This window comes from Amycolatopsis ultiminotia, assembly GCF_039536925.1.
GTDB classification, from domain to species: domain Bacteria; phylum Actinomycetota; class Actinomycetes; order Mycobacteriales; family Pseudonocardiaceae; genus Amycolatopsis; species Amycolatopsis ultiminotia.
Genome location: NZ_BAAAZN010000008.1, coordinates 253972 through 272355 on the forward strand (window position 1 = coordinate 253972; position 18384 = coordinate 272355).

Consider the following 18384-nt stretch of genomic DNA (forward strand, 5'->3'; position numbering starts at 1 on the left):
GGTGTCCGGGGAGTGCCTCAGGGCGTCGGTGCGCAGGCCGTGTGGCCCACTGTCACCGAGCCGCTGACGCCGGAGGCCGGGGCGAAGTCGATGCGCAGCATGGTGAGGCTGATGCTGCCGTTGCCGGGCAGCGTCTGGCTGTTGAAGACTGCGGTGGCGAGCACCGTGCCGTCGGTCTTGGTGAGTGGCTTGGCGTAGTTCACCGGCACTGGCGAGGGCAGGTCGGTGATGCCGGCCAGGCCGCTGAACGTCCAGTCCGCGCTGGTCTGGCCCTGCACGCCGGTGCAGGTGACGGTGTAGGACGCCAGCTTGATCCGCCGTCCGCCCGCGCTGACGAGCGCGGACAGCTCGAAGTCCTTGCCGGTCGCGGTGGACGTGGTCTTGGTGACGTCGTTGGCCGGATCAGTGACCTCGGTGGTGCACGAGGAGGTGCCACCGCCGAAGGTCAGCCCGGTTTTCGCCACGGCATCCGACGTCGCGTCCGTGGGTCCTTCGACGGCGCACGGAGCCAGCGCCGGAACGGAAACCGGGACGCCGGCCTTGGTGAACTCCGCTCCGCCGAGGTCCGCGACGCCGGCCGGGGTGGCCGCGTCCGCGGCTCCCGCCCCGGCGAGGACGCCTCCTGCCACCAGCAGCGCTCCCGCGAGCCCGTTCCGCCTGCCGTTCGTGTTCCGCATGTGTTGCTCCCTCGCTGCCGCCGGTGTTGCTCCAGTGACTATCTGCGAGCCCGATTCGTCCGTTGCGGTTCCGGCCCGCTGTCACTCGTCCGGGAGCGTGGATCAACTCGTTCGAGGCACTGGGGCGGTTCGCCCGCGGGGTGCCGGAGATCGTTTTGCCTGTTGTCGCGTTCGTCACCGTTTCCGCTGGACAGCGGGTAAACGGGAGGCATTGGGTAACCACTACCCTGGAGGGGGTCAACGGCGCACGAACGAGCCATGAGAGAGCGGAGCCGACGTGTCTGTGTCTTCACCACCTCCGGGGGCGGCCCGGGATGGCGCTGTCGAGGACCTGCGCGCGACCGTCGGGCTGCAGATCGAGGACGAGCAGCTGCTCCGGTCCATCGCGGCCGGTCTCGCCGAGGTGGAAACCATGCTGCGGGACGTCGTGAAGAGCGATGTGCAGGCGGTCCACGACGCGGCGTTGCACCTGGTCGAAGCGGGGGGCAAACGTTTTCGTCCGCTCTTCACGCTGCTGTCCGCGCAGTTCGGGCCGAAGCAGGGGGAGCAGGTGCTCGTCGCGGCCGCCGCGGTCGAGCTGGTGCACCTCGCGACGCTGTACCACGACGACGTCATGGACGAGGCCACCATGCGCCGCGGCGCGGAGAGCGTGAACGCGCGCTGGGACAACACCGTCGCGATCCTCACCGGCGATTTTCTCTTCGCGCACGCCTCCAGGCTCGTCGCCGACCTCGGCACGGACGCGGCGCGGATCATCGCCGAGACGTTCGGTGAGCTGGTCACCGGCCAGATGCGGGAGACCGTCGGCCCCGGTCCCGGTGACGATCCGGTCGAGCACTACCTCACCGTGATCGGGCAGAAGACCGGCTCGCTGATTGCGACGTCCGGGCGGTTCGGCGGGATGATGTCCGGCGCGGACGAGGAGCAGGTGCAGGCACTGCGCCGGTTCGGGGACACCATCGGCACCGCGTTCCAGATCTCCGACGACATCATCGACATCGCCTCGCCCTCGGTCGAGCTGGGCAAGGCGCAGGGCACCGACCTGCGGGAAGGCGTTCGTACGCTGCCCATGCTGTACGCGCTGGCCGATCCGGATGCCGAGCCCCGGCTGCACGAGCTGCTGGCGGGCCCGATCGTCGAGGACGAGCTCGTCGAGGAGGCACTCGGATTGCTGCGCCGTTCGAGCGGCCTCGAACGCGCGCGCGTCACTCTTTCCGACTACGCTTCTCGGGCACGTGCCGAGCTCGCCGCGCTGCCCGCTTCCCCCGCGCGTGACGCTTGCGAGTCGGTCGCCGACTACCTGGTCGCGCGAACGTTCTAAAAGGGGCGGTGGATGTCCATTTTCGGGCAGGTGTGGCTGTGGAGCCTGCTGGCCTTCTTCGTCGGTGTGCTCGTCGCCTGGCTGGTGCTGGTGCGGCCGCTGCGCAGACGCGTCCGGGAAGTGGAGGAGCGGCTGGCCCAGACGCACGCTGACGCCGCCCGAACCCCGGCCAACGCCCGTGCGGGCAGCACCGCGACGCTGTCTCCGGTCTCCGGTGAGACCTCGTCGTGGACCCGCGGTGCGGCCCCTGCCACGGCGCTGCTCCAACCCGCCGCCCGCGGCTTCGATCCGGAGTCCGAGTACGAGGCGGAATATCGCACGGCCACCGGCCCTGCCGCGGACGACGAGGTCGACGAGGCCTTCGCCCGCGCCGACGCCGAGGCCCGCGACCACGACGCGCGGTACTCGTCGAATCTGGACACCGGCCTGCTCGGCGGGGACTACGGCGACCGGGCGGACCGTTCGGGATTCCCCGGTGCGGCCGGGGAGCAGGCCTACCACGAGGCGGACCGGGCCACGCCGCCACCGAACCTCGCCGGATCCGGCGGGACGGCCGGGGACACCGGGTTCACCGAAACCGGTGACACACCGGGCGAAACGGGCTTTTCGGACGACGGCAGGGCGGTCGCGGCGCCCGCTTTCGGCTCCGCCGACCAGCCGACCGGAGGACGCGGTCGCAGCGGCGAGCGGACCACAGTGGACTCCGGATTCGGCGGTGCCGACCGGACTGCCGAGGGTGCGAGGTTCGGTGGTGTCGAGCCGGCCACAATGGACTCGGGCCCCGGCGGCGCTGATCGGCCGGGCGTGGACGCCGGTGCCGATCGCACCACTGTGGACGCCGGCCCGACCGGTGCCGACCGGGCCGGGGCGGACTCCGGGCTGACCGGTGCCGAGTGGACCACTGTGGACTCCGGGCTGACCGGCGCTGGTCGGGCCACTGTGGACTCCGGGCGGACTGGCGCCGACCGGGCCGGGGCGGACTCCGGGCTGACCGGTGCCGAGTGGACCACTGTGGACTCCGGGCTGACCGGCGCTGGTCGGGCCACTGTGGACTCCGGGCGGACTGGCGCCGATCGGGCCACTGTGGACTCCGGGTCCGGTGGCGCCGACCGTGGTGCGGCGGAAGCCGGTTTTCCCGGTGGTGACCGGCCGGGGTTTGCCGGGGCCGGTGCGGCTGCGGGTGCGGGCGGTTTCTCCGGTGGGGACCGGAACCAGTCGATCTTCGCCGATTCCCGCCCTGCCGGTCTGGCCGGCTTCTCCGAGGAGGAACCGGCTTCCGAGAGCGGCTCCGTCGAGGCGGGTCTCGGTGCCGCGGGCGTGGCTGCCGAGGAGGGCGCTGCGGCGGGCTCATTTTCCCAGCGGCTCGACGGCGGGCCCGATTACCGGGCTGCCGCAACCGAATATCTCAGCCCGGCCGGGCAGGCCTCCGACAGTGGATCTCATCGCATCGTCGAGCCGGACCCGTACCCGGCGGACGAGCACGGCAGTGGGTATCACCGGCTGGCCGACGCGGAACAGTCCGTTTTGGAGCGTCGGCTGGACCCGGCGCCGGTGGATGGCGGGGGTGACCGGCAATCGTCCACTTCGGACGATGCGGACCAGTCGATCTCGTTGTTCCAGCCCGCGTCGCGCACCGAGCCGGAACCGGAGTCGGATTGGTTCCGGCGGCCCGATCTGCCGCAGCGCTCTCCGTTCGAGGAGCCGTCCGACGGGCACCTTGCCGAGCCCGCGCCGACCGACCACCTCACGGCGACGACGGCGACCGACCACCTTGCGGAACCCGCGGCGACCGACCACCTCAGCCCCGCCAACGGCGGCCGGGAACCTGCTTCCCCCTCACCAGAGGGCGGCCGGGGGCCCTTCGCCTCGCCGGAGGGCGGACAGGAGTCTGCTTTCGCTCCGGCGGAGGGTGGTCGGGAACCTGCTTCCCCCTCACCGGAGGGCGGTCGGGAGTCTGCCTTCGTCCCGGCGGAGGGCGGGTATGCGCCGCCCGCCGGGCCGGGTGTGCAGGAGTCCACTGTGGAATCCGCGGACGGTTCGCCGGGGTTGCCCAAGCGGCAGCCGCGCGAAGTGTCGCCGCGCGGTGGGTTTGACGCGCCGCGGCCGATTCAGCCTTCGATGCGGCCGATCGAGCGCCGTGATCCGGAGCTGAGCGGGACGCAGAGCGGGTCCCTGTTCGAACCGTCCGTGCGGTCGAACCGGGACGTGCCGCCGAACGAGAACGTCCAGCCAGCTCAGAACGTCCAGCCGAATCCGGACGTACCGCTGCCCCCGGATGTCCCGCCGAACCAAGACGTGCCGCCGGTCCAGAACGTCCAGCCGGTCCAGGATGCGCCGGAACCGCCGTCGGCGCGGCAGTCCGATGCAGACGCGGTGCCGGTGGGGCCGTTCGGTCCGGGGTCGGCGATGCCCCGTCCCGGTGGCGGCCGGCCGGCCGACGGGTTCACCGTGAAGGCGAGCGTCACCGCGCTGCGGTACTGCACCGAGGAATCACCACAGTTCCCGCGGATGGTCGCGGAGGTCTGGTTCCGTTCCGCCGCCGATGCCGAACGCGTCGGGTTCCGTCCGCTGCACTGAGTCCACTAGCGACAGAAGCCAAGTCCACTAGCGACAGCGGCCGCCATCCGAGAGGGGATGGCGGCCGCTGTCGTGAATGGACGGGATCAGACGACGGTCCAGGTGTCCTTGCCCCGCAGCAGTCCCTGCAGATCCGGCTGGTGGGCTTCGCGGGCCTGCTCGACCTGGGCGCGGGCGCCGTCGTCGTAGGTGGGCCGCTCGACCTGGCGCAGGATCCCGGACGGGACGTGCGAGAGGTTCTGGTCGCCGAGGCGGGACAGCGCGAACGCGTAGCTGGTGTCGGCGATCGACGGGTCGTGCACGACGACGTTGTCCTCGCCGATTTCCGCGACCTTGCCGATGTCGAGTCCGCCCCAGTCACTGCGGCGCACGCCGTACTCGCCTTCCGCGCCGAACCGGATCGGCTCACCTGCCCGCAGCGGGATCAGCCGCTGGGCCGCCTCGTCCTTGTCCTTGAGCACGTCGAAGGCGCCGTCGTTGAAGATCGGGCAGTTCTGGTAGATCTCCACGAGTGCCGAACCCCGGTGCCGCGCGGCCGCTTCGAGTACCTCGGTGAGGCCCTTGCGGTCGGAGTCGAGTGCCCGGCCGACGAACGATGCCTCGGCGCCGATCGCGAGCGACAGCGGGTTGAACGGGGTGTCCACCGAACCCATCGGGGTCGACTTGGTGACCTTGCCCGGCTCCGAGGTCGGTGAGTACTGGCCCTTGGTCAGGCCGTAGATCCGGTTGTTGAACAGCAGGATCTTGATGTTCACGTTGCGGCGCAACGCGTGGATCAGGTGGTTGCCGCCGATGGACAGCGCGTCGCCGTCACCGGTGACGACCCACACCGACAGGTCGGGGCGGGTGGTGGCCAGTCCGGTCGCGATCGACGGTGCGCGGCCGTGGATCGAGTGCATGCCGTAGGTGTTGAGGTAGTACGGGAACCGCGACGAGCAACCGATACCCGAGATGAACACGATGTTCTCGCGCTTGAGCCCGAGGCTCGGCAGGAACGACTGGACGGCGTTGAGCACCACGTAGTCGCCGCAGCCGGGGCACCAGCGCACTTCCTGGTCGGACTTGTAGTCCTTGGCCTTCTGCGTGTCGTCGGTGGTCGGGACCAGATCGAGGCCGCCCAGCTGCGGCAGCCCGAGGTCGATGGCGGTCACTTGACGCCCTCCGGAACGAGGTTGGTGATGATGTCGGCGAACACGTCCTGTAGCTCCTCGGCCTTGAACGGCAGGCCGGCAACCTTCGTATGCGAGTGAACGTCCACCAGGTACTTCGCCCGCAGCAACAGTGCGAGCTGGCCGAGGTTCATCTCCGGCACCACGACCTTGTCGTAGCGGCTCAGGAGGTCGCCGAGGTTGTGCGGCAGCGGGTTGAGGTGGCGCAGGTGCGCTTGCGCGATCGGCATCCCCATCTTCCGCACCCGGCGGCAGGCCGCGCCGATCGGGCCGTAGGACGAACCCCAGCCCAGCGCGAGCACCCGTGCCTCGCCGGAAGGATCGTCGACCACCACGTCCGGTACCTCGATGCCGTCGACCTTGGCCTGGCGCAGCCGGACCATCGCGTCGTGGTTGTCCGGGTCGTAGGAGATGTGCCCGGTGCGGTCGGCCTTCTCCAGCCCGCCGATGCGGTGCTGCAGTCCGGGCGTGCCCGGCACCGCCCAGGCGCGGGCGAGCGTCTCCGGATCGCGGACGTAGGGCCAGAACTCGCCGGAGTCGTTGTCGGCGTTGGGTTCGGACGCGAACTCGACGCGCAGGTCCGGCAGGTTCGCGACGTCCGGGATCAGCCACGGCTCCGAGCCGTTGGCGATCGCGCCGTCGGAGAGCAGCAGCACCGGGGTGCGGTACTGCAGCGCGATCCGGGTCGCCTCGAGCGCCGCGTCGAAACAGTCCGCGGGGGAGCACGGCGCGACGATCGGTACCGGGGATTCGCCGTTGCGGCCGAACATCGCCTGCAGCAGATCGGCCTGCTCGGTCTTGGTCGGCAGGCCGGTGGACGGGCCGCCGCGCTGCACGTCGATCACGACCAGTGGCAGCTCGGTCATCACGCCGAGGCCCACCGCCTCGGACTTGAGCGCGACGCCGGGCCCGGAGGTGGAGGTGACGCCGAGCGCCCCGCCGTAGGAGGCGCCGAGTGCGGCGCCGATGCCGGCGATCTCGTCCTCCGCCTGGAAGGTGAGGATGCCGAAGTTCTTGTGCTTGGACAGCTCGTGCAGGATGTCGCTGGCCGGGGTGATCGGGTAGGTGCCGAGCAGGATCTGCAGACCGGACTGCTGTCCCGCGGCCACGATCCCGTAGGCGAGCGCGGTGTTCCCGGTGATCTGCCGGTAGGTGCCCTGCGCCAGTTTGGCAGGCGCGACCTCGAACGTGGTCGCGAACGATTCGGTGGTCTCGCCGTAGTTCCAGCCCGCGCGGAAGGCCAGGATGTTGGCCTCGGCGATGTCCGGCTTCTTCGCGAACTTCTCCTTGAGGAACCGCTCGGTGCCCTCGGTCGGCCGGTGGTACATCCAGGACAGCAACCCGAGCGCGAACATGTTCTTGCACCGCTCGGCGTCCTTCTTGCCGAGTCCGGTGTCCGCGAGCGCACCCTGGGTCAGTGTCGACATGGCGACCCGGTGCACCTGGAACGCGGACAGCGTGTCGTCGTCGAGCGGATCGTTCTCATAGCCGACCTTGACCAGGTTGCGCTTGGAGAACTCGTCGGTGTTGAGGATGATCGTGCCGCCACGGGGCACGTCGCGCAGGTTCGCCTTGAGCGCGGCGGGGTTCATCGCGACGAGTACGTCCGGCCGGTCGCCGGGGGTCAGGATGTCGTAATCGGCGAAGTGCACCTGGAACGACGACACGCCGGGGATGGTGCCCTGCGGGGCGCGGATCTCGGCGGGGAAGTTCGGCATCGTGGAAAGGTCGTTGCCGAACGCAGCGGCCTCCGAGGTGAACCGGTCACCGGTCAGCTGCATACCGTCACCCGAGTCACCCGCGAACCGGATGACCACCCGATCCAGTTTGTTCACCTCGGTGGACCTGGTCGCGGTCAGCGAACCGTGCCCGTTGCCGGTAGCGCTGCCGTTCGCACTCGTGCTCATGGGTCAGGGAATCCCTCTCTCCCGACGTGCTGCCGCCCCGGGTCGGTTCCCGGGGTGAAACCCCCGCCCGGCGACGTCGGCGCCATCACGGGGCCTGTTCCCGAGGCTACTCGCCGAGAACCTGGAATTTCCCCGGTACTGGGGTACCCGGATCGGCATCCTTCCCCTCCGGCTGCGACGACGAGCCCCCCTCGGCACAGTTCATGACGATGGTAGTGGGCGAGACCTCGCGAACCGGAGTGACGCGCGTCTCCCACCAATGGTGCAGCCGGAAACTCAAAGCTCGCTGGAGCTTGAGTGTTCTCACCATCCGGACGGCCGGGCCGGTGCGCTGGTCAGCGTCGGGTGATCCGGGCTTTCATCGCCGCGAGCCGCTCCGCGAACGCCGGTGCGGCCAGTGATTCCAGCTGCGGGGCGATCTCCGCGTCGACCGCCGCGGAGTGCTCGGTGAGGCCGCTGGTGAGCCGCATGGTCCGCTTCGTGGACACCAGGAGTTCGCGTGGTGCGGACACTGCCGGCGCGGCGAGTTCGCGAGCGGCGGTGAGCAGTGCCTCGTGATCGCCGTCGACCACGCGCAGGGCCAGCCCGGCACGGACGGCTGCTGCCGCGTCGAGTGCTTCGCCGAACAGCGTCATCGCGGCGGCTTGCTGGGGTCCGAGCAGTCGCTGGGTCATCCAGGTCATCCCGCCACCGGGGTGCAAACCCAGTTCCAGGAAACGGGGGATGAACTTGGCGCGCGGGCCCGCGAGACGCACGTCGGCGGCCAGCGCGAGGTTCAGTCCGGCGCCTACTGCGGCCCCGCCGACCGCGGCGATCGTGGGCAGGCTGCACCCGGCGACGGCGAGGAAGCCCGCGTACACGGAGCGGAGCCCGTTCGCGTCCGCTTCGCCGAGCGCGGTGAGGTCGGCGCCCGCGCAGAATGCCGGTGGAGCACCGGTGACGATCACGGCGTGCACGTCCTCATCGGACTCGGCGCGCGCCACGGCAGCAGCCAGCTCCGCGGAGAGGTCGAGGGTCAGGGCGTTGCGGCTGTTCGGGGCGTCGACGGTGAGCAGTGCGATGCCGTGGTCGTGCTCGCTGTGGATGCGGTCGGTCATGCGCCGAGCATCCCACTCACGACGGGCTCGGTGGCCGTTCCAGCAACCGTGACAGCACCACGGTGGACACGGTCCGGTCGACGATCTCCAGACCGCGCAGCCGTTCCAGCGCCGTCTCGAGGTGGTGGATGTCCGCCGCACGCAGGTGCACGATCGCGTCCGCTGCGCCGGACACCGTGTAGGCGGCGACGACCTCGGGCAGCGGTTCCAGCCGGGCACGGATCCGTCCCGGCGCCACGTTGCCCTGGCAGTGCACCTCCACGAACGCCTCGGTGCCCCAGCCAAGTGCCTCCGGATCGACGACGGCGGTGAACCCGCGCAGCACGCCGGTTTCCAGCAGCCGGTCGACGCGGCGCTTCACTGCCGGCGCGGAAAGCCCGACCACCTTGCCGATCTCCGCGTAGCTGGAGCGCGCGTTCGCCACCAGGCAGGAAATGATTCGCTGGTCAATGGTGTTCACACGCAATGTTTAGCAGGTATGTGCGCAGCGAACAGCGATTGATTGCGATATTAGGCTGACCTTACCCTTGTCTCATGCAGGGACTGGCCGTGCCGCGGGTGCCCACGCCCCGCCGTTACCTGATGTGTCCACCGCGGTATTTCGCGGTGGACTACGCGATCAACCCCTGGATGGACCCCACCCAACCGGTCAGCGCAGGGGTTGCCCTGGCGCAGTGGTCCGAACTGCGCGACACCTACCGGCGACTCGGTCACACCGTCGAGGAGATCGAACCGCAGCCGGGCCTGCCGGACATGGTCTTCGCGGCGAACTCGGGCACCGTCGTGGACGGGCGGGTGCTCGGTGCGCGGTTCCGTGCGCCGCAGCGGGCCGCGGAGGCCGAGCACTTCCGGCGCTGGTTCACCGAGCACGGCTACCGCGACCTGACCATGCCGGAGAAGATCAACGAGGCCGAGGGCGACTTCGCGTGGACCGGCCGGGTGTTGCTGGCCGGCACCGGATTCCGCACCGATCCGGCCGCGCACGGCGAGGCGCAGGAGGTGCTGGGCGTCCCGGTCGTGTCGCTCCGCCTCGTCGATCCGCGGTACTACCACCTCGACACGGCGCTGTTCGTGCTCGCGGAAGCCACCGACACGACGTCCGCGCAGGTCGCCTACTACCCGGAGGCGTTCTCGCCCGGCTCACAGCGGGTGCTGCGCCGGCTCTTCCCGGATGCGGTGCTCGCCACCGCGGCCGACGCCGAGTGCTTCGGTCTCAACGGGGTGTCGGACGGCCGCAACGTGGTGCTCCCGCTGGAAGCGCGGACCACGGGGCTGGGTGCGCAGCTTTCCCGGCGTGGCTACGAGCCCGTTTATCTCGACGTCTCCGAACTGCGCAAGGCCGGTGGCGGGCCGAAGTGCTGCACGATGGAGCTCCGCAAGTAGATCCCGGTGCGGATTGCCGGCCACTACTCCGTTTGCGAACCGGATTAATCGGGTAGCATGATTAATCGGTAACGGGACCGGGCGGGGAGGCACGGATGGTCACCTTCGCGGTGCACGGCATCGGCTTGCCCCGGCGCGCCCTCGATCCCGGCGAGGACGAGCGCTGGCTCACCGTCGAGCAGTTCGATTCGCTGCTCGACGTGGTGACCGCGGGCAACGCCCGGCTCACCTTCGACGACGGCAACATTTCCGATGTGGAGATCGCCCTGCCCCGGCTCGTCGAACGCGGCCTGCGTGCGGAGTTCTTCCCGCTGGCCGGACGGGTGGGGGAACGCGGCTACGTCGGCCGTGCCGACCTGCGCCGCCTGGTGGAAGCGGGCATGCACGTCGGCTCGCACGGCTGGGACCGGCACGACTGGCGGTATCTCGACCGGGCCTTCACGGTGAGTCGCGAACTGGACGCGGCACCCCGGCTGCTGGAGGAGCTCAGCGGTACCCCGGTGCAGCGGTATTCACTGCCGCCGGGCCGTTACGACCGAAGAGTGCTGACCCACCTACGCGCAGCAGGGGCGACGCGCGTGTACTCCAGCGGCGGACGATCCCGTCCCGGCAGCTGGCTGCGCACCCGGACCGAAGTCCGCTCGGACCTTGACACCGGCTGGGCCGAGGGCGCGATCCGGCGATCCGCCCGCCGCTGGCACACCGGATGGCCGGCCCGCGCGGACCGCTGAGCGCGGGCGGCGGCGCGCGGGCGGCGGAGCGCGGGCGGCGGAGCGCGGGCGGCGGAGCTCGGACCGCTGAGCTCGGACCGCTGAGCTCGGACCGCTGAGCGCGGGCGGCGGAGCATCGGAAGGCCGGGCTTGTGCTGGGCGGCCGGTTCCGCGCACTGGTGTGCACGTCCGGGCCGGGGCGCAGTCAGCGGGAGAACACCCACCTTTCGGCGGTTGCCGCCGGCTCCGTGTGCGGAGGATTCTGGTGCGCACGCCGCATCGTAAAGAACGTTTCCTAACGTACAGGGAGCATCATGCGGAAGCTGATCCTGCTCGCGATCATGGCACTCGCCGCGGCGGTGGTGCCTGCGGCGGTTGCCTCGGCGGCGACCACCTCCCCCGGGCGCCCGGCGCCTGCGGCCGGTCCCACTGCCGAGGAGTTGCTGGCCAAGACGAACGACTGCAACCAGATCTCGAACGGTAAGTACCAGACCGACGAGGACGCCGCCGGCGGCTCCGTCGCGGTGTGCGACGGCGGGTCGGCGGTCTTCTGGAAGGCCGACCTCGACATCGATTGCGACGGGCAGCGGACGTCGCAGTGCAATGAGGACACCGACTGCTGTTTCCAGCCGGACACCGCCTTCCACCAGTCCGACGGCCGCCCGCTCGATGCGGCGAACCTGCCCTACATCGTGGTGCCGAGTTCCAGCGACATCTGGAACTACGAGTCCTCCGGCCTGCAGGGCGGAGGTTCCTGCGCGGTGATCTACAACGGCAAGGTCGAATACGCCGTCATCGGGGACACCGGGCCGGACCGGATCATCGGGGAAGCGTCCTACGCCACCGCGAACGATCTCGGCATCAACCCGGACCCGTCGAACGGCGGCACCGACGCCGGCGTGACCTACATCTGCTTCAAGAACTCCTCGGTCGACCCGATCGAGGACCACGGTGCGGCGACGAGCACCGGGCAAGACCTCGCCGGCCAGTTCGTCAACGGCTGACCCGCGGACCGGACCCCCGCGCACCCGGCGCGGCGGTCCGGTCAGCGGCGGCCGAGGCCTTCGGCGCGGAATCCGGCGCGGGTGAGCACGTCCGGGTCGATCAGGTTCCGGGTGTCCAGCACGACCGGCTGCCGGGCCAGTTCGGCCAGCCGCGGCCAGTCGAGCGTGCGGAACTGCGGCCATTCGGTGAGCACGACGAGCGCGTCGACGTCCTTCGCGGCCAGCTCCGGATCCTCGGCCACGCTGATCGACTCCAGCGCGGGATGCGTGGTGTCCGCCGGAATCGCCGGATCGTAGGCGACGAGTTCGGCACCGTCCTGCCGCAGCATCGCGGCCACCGCCAACGCGGGTGAGTCACGCAGATCGTCGGTGTTCGCCTTGAAGGTCAGGCCGAACAGGCCGAGCCGGGCGTGCGCGAGCGTGCCGGAGCGGCGGCCGGTGACCGCGAGCCGCACCTTGTCCACGATGCGTTGCCGTTGCCGTTCGTTGGTGTCTATCGCGGCTCGCAGCAGGCGGAATTCGAAGTCCGCGGAGTCGGCGATCTGCAGCATTGCCCTGGTGTCCTTCGGCAGGCACGAACCGCCCCAGCCGGGACCGGGGGTGAGGAACGACTGGCCGATCCGCCGGTCGTAACCCATCCCCTCGGTGACGTCCCGGATGTCCGCGCCGAGCCGTTCGCACAGTTCGGCCATTGCGTTGACGTAGGAAAGTTTCATCGCGAGGAAGCAGTTTGCCGAATACTTCACCAGTTCCGCGCTCGCCGCGTCGGTGAGCACGGTCGGCGCGCCGAGCCGTGCGTACAGCGCGGCCACCCGTTCCGCCGCGTCCTGCGACTGGCTGCCGACCACGATCCGGTCCGGTTTCAGGAAGTCCGCGACGGCGGAGCCCTCGCGCAGGAACTCGGGGTTGCTCACCACGGCGACGTCGTCGCGGCCGAGCAGCTCACGGGTGCGTTCCGCGGTACCCACCGGCACGGTCGATTTGTTGACCAGTACCGAATCCGGGGTGAGCAGGTCGGCGATCTCGGCCAGTACCGCCTGTACCGAAGCGAGGTCCGCGACGCCGCCAACGCCCATCGGCGTCGGCACGCAGAGGAACACGATCTCGTTCCCGGTGGCGACCGCGGCCTTCGCGCCGAGCACGAAGCTCAGCCGTCCGGCGGCCAGTCCTCCGGCGACCAGCTCGGCCAGCCGTGGTTCCAGGATGTCGACCTCACCGCGGGAAAGCCGGGCGACCTTGTCCGGATCGACATCGGCACACACCACGTGATGCCCGAGCGAGGCGAGGCAGGCGCCGGTGGTCAGCCCGACGTATCCGGTGCCGACCACGGCGATTCTGCGGGCGAACATACTCAATTCCCTTCGTTGGCATGCGAACGGCGCAGCAGCCGGTCGTAGACCGAGACGTAGGTGTGCGCCTGCGGTGCCCAGTCCAGGTCGCGCTCGGCGCGCAGCCGTCCGCGCTTGGCGAGGTCCGCACGGCGGTCGGGATCGTCCAGCAGTGCGACGAGTTCGGCGGTGAACCCCGCCGCGTCGCCGGGTTCGGTGTACACCGCGCAATCGCCTGCGGAGATCGCGTTTTCGGTGAGCCGGTAGGCGACCACCGGCACGCCGAAAGCCAGGTACTCCATGGTCTTGTTCATCGTCGACACGTCGTTGAGCGGGTTGCGCGGATCCGGGGACAGGCCGGCGGAGGCGGTGGAGAAGTATTCTGCGATCTGTGCCGGGCCGACCCGCCCCGGCAGGTCCAGGTAGTCGTCGAGGCCGAGTGCGGTGCACCGGCGGCGCAGCTCCTCGAGGCAGTCGCCGAATCCGAGCACGGCGAACTGCACGTCCTCGCGTCCGTGCTCGAACACGGTGCGGCGGGCGATGTCGAGCACCACGTCCACGCCGTCCTGCGGGCCCATGATGCCGAGCCACACGACCAGATGGCGGCGGCCACGGCGCAGGGCGGATTCCGGACGGCCGGGCCGCATCACCGTGGTGTCCGGACCGGAACGCACCACGCTCGTGCGTCCGATCGGCACCCCGCCGCGTTCCACGGCGATCCGCTGGTACGAGGTGTTGGTGGAGATGACGTGGTCGGCGGTGCGGAAGGTCATCCGTTCCAGCCAGTGCAGACCGGCCAGCTGCGCACGGGCCGCCGGGGTGGCGGGTTCACCGAAGCGGGAGCGGAACACCTCCGGGTTGAGATCGTGGTGGTCGAACACGAACCGCACCCCGCGGCGTTGCCAGAACCGCGCCAGCAGCCAGTAGGTGTCCGGCGGATTGCACGCCTGCAGTACCTCGAAAGGCCTGCGCCGCCACACTTTCCGGCTCAGCCACGCGGTGCGCAGCCAGGAGAGGGAGAACTCCAGCAGGTAGCCGAACACCCCGCCTGCGGCCGGCGCCGGCCGGTACTTGTGCAGGTGCACGCCTTCGAGCACCTCGTACGCCGGATCCCCTTCGCCGCGGGGGCAGATCACCGAGACCTCGTAACCGGATTCGGTGAGCGCGCGGCATTCGAGCCACACCCGGCGATCCAGCGGGACCGGGAGGTTCTGGACGATGACGAGCACGTGCGGACGCGGCATGGCGGTCTCTCCTGCGGACGGTCGACGCCCTTAGTTCGCTCGAGGGATCGGGTCCGTTACCCGCGTGGGAAAAGTGCTGCCGACCGTCCGAAATTCGCAACGACCGGTGTGCGGCAAACGCACTCTCCCTCGTTTTCGTCGCCGGTTTTCCATGATTCACCGGGGAATTCCGTGGTTCGGCTGTAACGAAGACACCGGTGCCGAGCGAATACCGGATCGAAACCACGGTCACCCCCCGGGAAGAGGGCGCCCATGTTGACCTGCCGACTGTGTGGCTCGCCGAGCCTTGCGGACGTGGCCGATCTCGGCGCGACCCCGCCGTGCGAGAAGTTCCTCACCGGCGAACAGCTCGACGAACCCGAAACCAATTATCCGCTGCACCTTCGGGTGTGCACGGAATGTTGGCTGGCGCAGCTGCCGCCATTGATCACCCCGGAGGAAACCTTCACCGAATACGCGTACTTCTCGTCCTATTCCACCTCGTGGGTCGAGCACGCGGAACGGTTCGTGGCCGGTGCGGTGCAACGGCTGGCGCTGGATGGTGATTCGTTCGTGGTGGAGGTCGCGAGCAACGACGGGTACCTGCTGCAGCACGTGGTGCGGCGGGGGATCCGATGTCTCGGCGTGGAACCTTCGGAGAACGTCGGACAGGCCGCCCGCGATCGCGCAGTACCAACGCGTACCGCGTTTCTCGACGAGGAGACTGCCGGACAGGTGCGGGCGCACGACGGTCCGGCCGACCTGGTGGTGGCCAACAACGTCTACGCGCACATCCCGGACGTGCTCGGTTTCACGCGTGGGCTGCGTGGCCTGGTCGCCGACGACGGATGGGTGTCGATCGAGGTGCAGCACCTGCTCACGCTCATCGAGCGGACCCAGTACGACACCATCTACCACGAACATTTCCAGTACTACACCGTCGCTTCGGCGCAGCGGGCGCTCGCCACCGGCGGGCTGCGGGTGGTCGACGTGGAGCTGCTGCCGACGCACGGCGGGTCGATCCGGTTGTGGGCCCGGCCGGATGAGGTGGCCGGTGAACCGAGCGAACGGATGCTGGACGTACTGGCCCGGGAGAAGACCGCCGGACTGCACGAACTGGCCGGGTACGCGGAGTTCGGCCGCCGGATCGCCACGGTGCGCAGGGAACTGCTCGGCTTCCTCGTCCAGGCGGCCGGCGAAGGCCGCACGGTGGTCGGCTACGGCGCGCCGGGCAAGGGCAACACGCTGCTCAACCACTGCGGCATCCGGCCCGATCTGCTTGCCTACACGGTGGACCGCAATCCCTACAAGCACGGGCGGTTCACACCGGGGACGCGGATCCCGGTACTGGCGCCGGAGCGGATCGCCGAAGACCGTCCGGACTACGTGCTGGTGCTGCCGTGGAACCTGCGCGAGGAGCTGACCGAGCAGCTGTCCTACGTCGGGCAGTGGGGTGGCAGGCTGGTCTTCCCGATCCCGCGGCTCGAGGTCGTCGACCCGGTCCGGATGGAGGTGGCCCGGTGAAGGTGGTGCTGTTCTGCGGGGGGTACGGCACGCGGATGCAGAGCGGGCCGGGGGATGTGCCGAAGCCGATGCAGCTCGTCGGGCCGCGGCCGTTGCTGTGGCACGTGATGCGCTACTACGCGTACTTCGGGCACCGGGATTTCGTGCTGTGCCTCGGTTACGGTGCACACCACATCAAGGAGTTCTTCCTCGGCTACGAGGAGAGCGCGTCCAACGACTTCGTGCTGCACGACGGTGTGGTGGACCTGCTGTCCACGGACATCTCGGACTGGCGGATCACCTTCGTGCACACCGGGATCAACTCGCCGATCGGGGAACGGCTGCGCCGGGTGCGGGCGTACCTCGAGGGCGAGGAGATGTTCCTGGCCAACTACGCCGACGTGCTGACCGACGCGCCGCTGCCGGACATCATCGACCGATTCGCCGCGAGCGACGCGGGGGCGTCGATGATGATCGTGCCGCCGCCTGCGACGTTCCACTGCGTCGAGCTCGGTTCCGCCGGGCTCGTCTCGGGCATCACGCCGGTGAGCGAGATGCCGTTGTGGGCCAACGGCGGGTATTTCGCGCTGCGGCAGGAGGTGTTCGAGCACCTCCCGGAGAACGGGGACCTGGTCGCAGACGGATGTGCCGAGCTGGCCAAGCGGGGACGGTTGCTGGCGTACCCGCACCGCGGTTACTGGCGGCCCACCGACACGATCAAGGAACGCATCGCGCTCAACGAGGCCTACGCGCGGGGTGAAAAGCCTTGGGCACTCTGGGAAAACGACCGGGTGCCGGTCGGATGACCAGCGCACGGCTGACCGGGCTGGCCAAGGTCGCGGTGCTCGGCGCGCACTGTGACGACCTTGCGATCGGCGCGGGCGGCACCCTGCTGACGTTGTGCGAGGCCCGCCCCGGCGTCGAGATCGAAGCACTCGTCCTTTCCGGCGGCGGCACCGAGCGGGAGGACGAGGAACGGGCCGCGCTGGCCGCGTTCTGCCCGGGTGCGCGGCTCGGGGTCACCGTGCTGAAGCTGCGCGACGGCCGGCTTCCGGCGCAGTGGGAGGAGGCGAAAGAGGCGGTGACGGCCCTGCGCACGCGGATCGAGCCGGATCTGGTGATCGGACCGCACCCCGGCGACGCGCACCAGGACCACCGGGGTCTGGCGAAGCTGATCCCCACCGTATTCCGCGGTCCGCCCGCGCTCGGCTACGAGATCGTCAAATGGGACGGCGACCTCGGCCGTCCTTCGGTGTATCACCCGCTGTCCCCGGCGACGGCGGAGCGCAAGGTCGCGTTGCTGCACGAGCACTACCCGTCGCAGCGGCATCGGCCGTGGTACGACCGGGAGGCTTTCCTCGGGCTGGCCCGGATCCGCGGGATCGAATGCCGGACGCGCTACGCGGAGGCCTTCCACTCCGGCAAACTCACCCTCGACCTCGCGGGAGACTGACCGATGCGGGTACTGCTCACCGGCCACCAGGGTTATCTCGGCACGGTCATGGCGCCGGTGCTCGCCGCGGCCGGGCACCAGGTGACCGGACTCGACTCGGGGCTGTTCGCCGACTGCGTGCTCGGGCCGGAGCCGGTCGATCCACCCGCGGTCGTCGTCGACCTACGCGACGTCACGGTGCACCAGCTGACCGGTTTCGACGCGGTGATCCACCTCGCCGCGCTGTCGAACGACCCGCTCGGTTCGCTGGAGCCGGACATCACCTACGAGATCAACCACCGCGCGTCGACGAGGCTGGCAAGGCTGGCGAAGGCGGCCGGGGTCCGCCGTTTCCTCTACGCGTCGACCTGCTCGGTCTACGGCGCCGGCGGCGACAATCTCGTGGACGAAGACGCGCCGTTGCGTCCGGTCACCCCGTACGCGGAGTCGAAGGTGCGGGTGGAAGACGACCTTGTGGAACTCGCGGACGGTGACTTCACCCCGGTCTTCCTCCGCAATGCGACCGCGTTCGGGTTCTCGCCGCGGCTGCGCGCGGACGTCGTGGTGAACAACCTCGTCGGGCACGCGATCCTCACCGGCGTGGTGCGGGTGCTCTCCGACGGCACGCCGTGGCGTCCGCTGGTGCATGCGGCCGACATCGCGGCCGCGTTCGCCGCTGCCCTGGTCGCACCGCGGGAGGCGGTGCACGCGCGAGCGTTCAACGTGGGAACGGAGCGGAACAACCTTCGCGTGGCGGAGGTCGCGCAGGCGGTGGCGACGGCGGTGCCGGGGTCGGAACTGCTGATCACCGGCGAGGCGGGTAATGATCCGCGGTCCTATCGGGTGGATTTCTCGCGGATCCGGGCTGCGTTGCCGAGCTTCGACTGTCGCTGGTCGGTGCCCGCCGGTGCACTGGAGCTGGCGGCGGCGTACCGGGACTACCGGTTGACCCAGGACCCGTTCGACCGGCGGTTCACCAGGTTGGCGAGGCTGCGGGAACGTGGGGAGAGCGGCAGCGTCGATGCCGCATTGCGTCCGATCGCGGTCGGCTGA

The 18384-nt window shown here is 69.8% G+C and carries 15 protein-coding genes and 1 pseudogene; 9 read left to right on the forward strand and 7 right to left on the reverse strand.

The features are described 5' to 3' along the window. Nucleotides 1-17 precede the first annotated feature (17 nt). Nucleotides 18-677 (reverse strand): hypothetical protein, encoded by a 660-nt coding sequence (locus ABD793_RS20480; RefSeq protein ID WP_344862262.1) that lies wholly within the window; start codon nucleotides 675-677, stop codon nucleotides 18-20. 283 nt (nucleotides 678-960) lie between these two features. Between ABD793_RS20480 and ABD793_RS20485 the strand changes: the two genes are divergently transcribed. Then, the gene (locus ABD793_RS20485; protein ID WP_344862264.1) at nucleotides 961-1998 is read left to right on the forward strand and encodes a polyprenyl synthetase family protein; all 1038 of its coding nucleotides are present in this window, start codon (nucleotides 961-963) and stop codon (nucleotides 1996-1998) included. A 2028-nt stretch (nucleotides 1999-4026) separates the two neighbouring features. Continuing rightward, a pseudogene (locus ABD793_RS20490) lies at nucleotides 4027-4575 on the forward strand (sunset domain-containing protein); the annotation flags it as partial. Nucleotides 4576-4661: 86 nt separating this feature from the next. Here ABD793_RS20490 and ABD793_RS20495 read toward each other — a convergent pair. The 4 genes from ABD793_RS20495 to ABD793_RS20510 all read right to left on the reverse strand — a co-directional run bounded on the left by ABD793_RS20495 (nucleotide 4662) and on the right by ABD793_RS20510 (nucleotide 9208). Then, nucleotides 4662-5726, reverse strand: coding sequence for a 2-oxoacid:ferredoxin oxidoreductase subunit beta (locus tag ABD793_RS20495; protein WP_344862266.1), 1065 nt, complete (start codon nucleotides 5724-5726; stop codon nucleotides 4662-4664). Further along, on the reverse strand, nucleotides 5723-7651 hold the full coding sequence (locus tag ABD793_RS20500; RefSeq protein ID WP_344862268.1) for a 2-oxoacid:acceptor oxidoreductase subunit alpha: 1929 nt from the start codon (nucleotides 7649-7651) through the stop codon (nucleotides 5723-5725). Before ABD793_RS20500 ends, ABD793_RS20495 begins: the two co-directional genes overlap by 4 nt. A gap of 335 nt (nucleotides 7652-7986) precedes the next feature. Continuing rightward, on the reverse strand, nucleotides 7987-8748 hold the full coding sequence (locus ABD793_RS20505; protein ID WP_344862270.1) for an enoyl-CoA hydratase: 762 nt from the start codon (nucleotides 8746-8748) through the stop codon (nucleotides 7987-7989). 16 nt (nucleotides 8749-8764) lie between these two features. Further along, nucleotides 8765-9208: an Lrp/AsnC family transcriptional regulator gene (locus tag ABD793_RS20510; protein ID WP_344862272.1), complete on the reverse strand. Its 444-nt coding sequence runs from the start codon at nucleotides 9206-9208 to the stop codon at nucleotides 8765-8767. A gap of 74 nt (nucleotides 9209-9282) precedes the next feature. Between ABD793_RS20510 and ddaH the strand changes: the two genes are divergently transcribed. The 3 genes from ddaH to ABD793_RS20525 all read left to right on the forward strand — a co-directional run bounded on the left by ddaH (nucleotide 9283) and on the right by ABD793_RS20525 (nucleotide 11845). Beyond that, nucleotides 9283-10131, forward strand: coding sequence for a dimethylargininase (gene ddaH, locus ABD793_RS20515; protein ID WP_344862274.1), 849 nt, complete (start codon nucleotides 9283-9285; stop codon nucleotides 10129-10131). 95 nt (nucleotides 10132-10226) lie between these two features. Further along, a complete protein-coding gene (locus ABD793_RS20520; protein ID WP_344862276.1) occupies nucleotides 10227-10862 on the forward strand; it encodes a polysaccharide deacetylase family protein in 636 nt (211 codons plus the stop codon). A 293-nt stretch (nucleotides 10863-11155) separates the two neighbouring features. After that, nucleotides 11156-11845: a glycoside hydrolase family 75 protein gene (locus tag ABD793_RS20525; RefSeq protein ID WP_344862278.1), complete on the forward strand. Its 690-nt coding sequence runs from the start codon at nucleotides 11156-11158 to the stop codon at nucleotides 11843-11845. Between the two features lie 41 nt (nucleotides 11846-11886). On the opposite strand, the gene ABD793_RS20530 is transcribed toward ABD793_RS20525, so the two are convergent. Together ABD793_RS20530 and ABD793_RS20535 are read right to left on the reverse strand one after the other, a co-directional pair. Then, entirely contained in the window at nucleotides 11887-13194 is a 1308-nt protein-coding gene (locus ABD793_RS20530) for a UDP-glucose dehydrogenase family protein (RefSeq protein ID WP_344862280.1), read from the reverse strand. Nucleotides 13195-13196: 2 nt separating this feature from the next. Next, nucleotides 13197-14417, reverse strand: coding sequence for a glycosyltransferase family 4 protein (locus tag ABD793_RS20535; protein WP_344862282.1), 1221 nt, complete (start codon nucleotides 14415-14417; stop codon nucleotides 13197-13199). A gap of 252 nt (nucleotides 14418-14669) precedes the next feature. On the opposite strand from ABD793_RS20535, the gene ABD793_RS20540 reads away from it, so the two are divergent. The 4 genes from ABD793_RS20540 to ABD793_RS20555 are packed head-to-tail and all read left to right on the forward strand — an operon-like array spanning nucleotide 14670 to nucleotide 18384. Continuing rightward, nucleotides 14670-15920, forward strand: a complete 1251-nt coding sequence (locus ABD793_RS20540; RefSeq protein ID WP_344862284.1) for a methyltransferase domain-containing protein — start codon at nucleotides 14670-14672, stop codon at nucleotides 15918-15920. Then, a complete protein-coding gene (locus ABD793_RS20545) occupies nucleotides 15917-16705 on the forward strand; it encodes a sugar phosphate nucleotidyltransferase (RefSeq protein WP_344862286.1) in 789 nt (262 codons plus the stop codon). Before ABD793_RS20540 ends, ABD793_RS20545 begins: the two co-directional genes overlap by 4 nt. Continuing rightward, nucleotides 16702-17352, forward strand: a complete 651-nt coding sequence (locus ABD793_RS20550) for a PIG-L deacetylase family protein (RefSeq protein ID WP_344862288.1) — start codon at nucleotides 16702-16704, stop codon at nucleotides 17350-17352. Before ABD793_RS20545 ends, ABD793_RS20550 begins: the two co-directional genes overlap by 4 nt. Before the next feature lie 3 nt (nucleotides 17353-17355). After that, nucleotides 17356-18384 (forward strand): NAD-dependent epimerase/dehydratase family protein, encoded by a 1029-nt coding sequence (locus ABD793_RS20555; protein ID WP_344862290.1) that lies wholly within the window; start codon nucleotides 17356-17358, stop codon nucleotides 18382-18384.

What these genes read in the sequence shown, in the direction of transcription:
- ABD793_RS20505 (WP_344862270.1), bottom strand. Translation starts at nt 8,748, where the DNA reads ATGACCGACCGCATCCACAGCGAGCACGACCACGGCATCGCACTGCTC.
- ABD793_RS20550 (WP_344862288.1), top strand. Translation starts at nt 16,702, where the DNA reads ATGACCAGCGCACGGCTGACCGGGCTGGCCAAGGTCGCGGTGCTCGGC.
- ABD793_RS20520 (WP_344862276.1), top strand. Translation starts at nt 10,227, where the DNA reads ATGGTCACCTTCGCGGTGCACGGCATCGGCTTGCCCCGGCGCGCCCTC.
- ABD793_RS20480 (WP_344862262.1), bottom strand. Translation starts at nt 677, where the DNA reads ATGCGGAACACGAACGGCAGGCGGAACGGGCTCGCGGGAGCGCTGCTG.
- ddaH (WP_344862274.1), top strand. Translation starts at nt 9,283, where the DNA reads ATGCAGGGACTGGCCGTGCCGCGGGTGCCCACGCCCCGCCGTTACCTG.
- ABD793_RS20525 (WP_344862278.1), top strand. Translation starts at nt 11,156, where the DNA reads ATGCGGAAGCTGATCCTGCTCGCGATCATGGCACTCGCCGCGGCGGTG.
- ABD793_RS20500 (WP_344862268.1), bottom strand. Translation starts at nt 7,651, where the DNA reads ATGAGCACGAGTGCGAACGGCAGCGCTACCGGCAACGGGCACGGTTCG.
- ABD793_RS20555 (WP_344862290.1), top strand. Translation starts at nt 17,356, where the DNA reads ATGCGGGTACTGCTCACCGGCCACCAGGGTTATCTCGGCACGGTCATG.
- ABD793_RS20540 (WP_344862284.1), top strand. Translation starts at nt 14,670, where the DNA reads ATGTTGACCTGCCGACTGTGTGGCTCGCCGAGCCTTGCGGACGTGGCC.
- ABD793_RS20530 (WP_344862280.1), bottom strand. Translation starts at nt 13,194, where the DNA reads ATGTTCGCCCGCAGAATCGCCGTGGTCGGCACCGGATACGTCGGGCTG.
- ABD793_RS20535 (WP_344862282.1), bottom strand. Translation starts at nt 14,417, where the DNA reads ATGCCGCGTCCGCACGTGCTCGTCATCGTCCAGAACCTCCCGGTCCCG.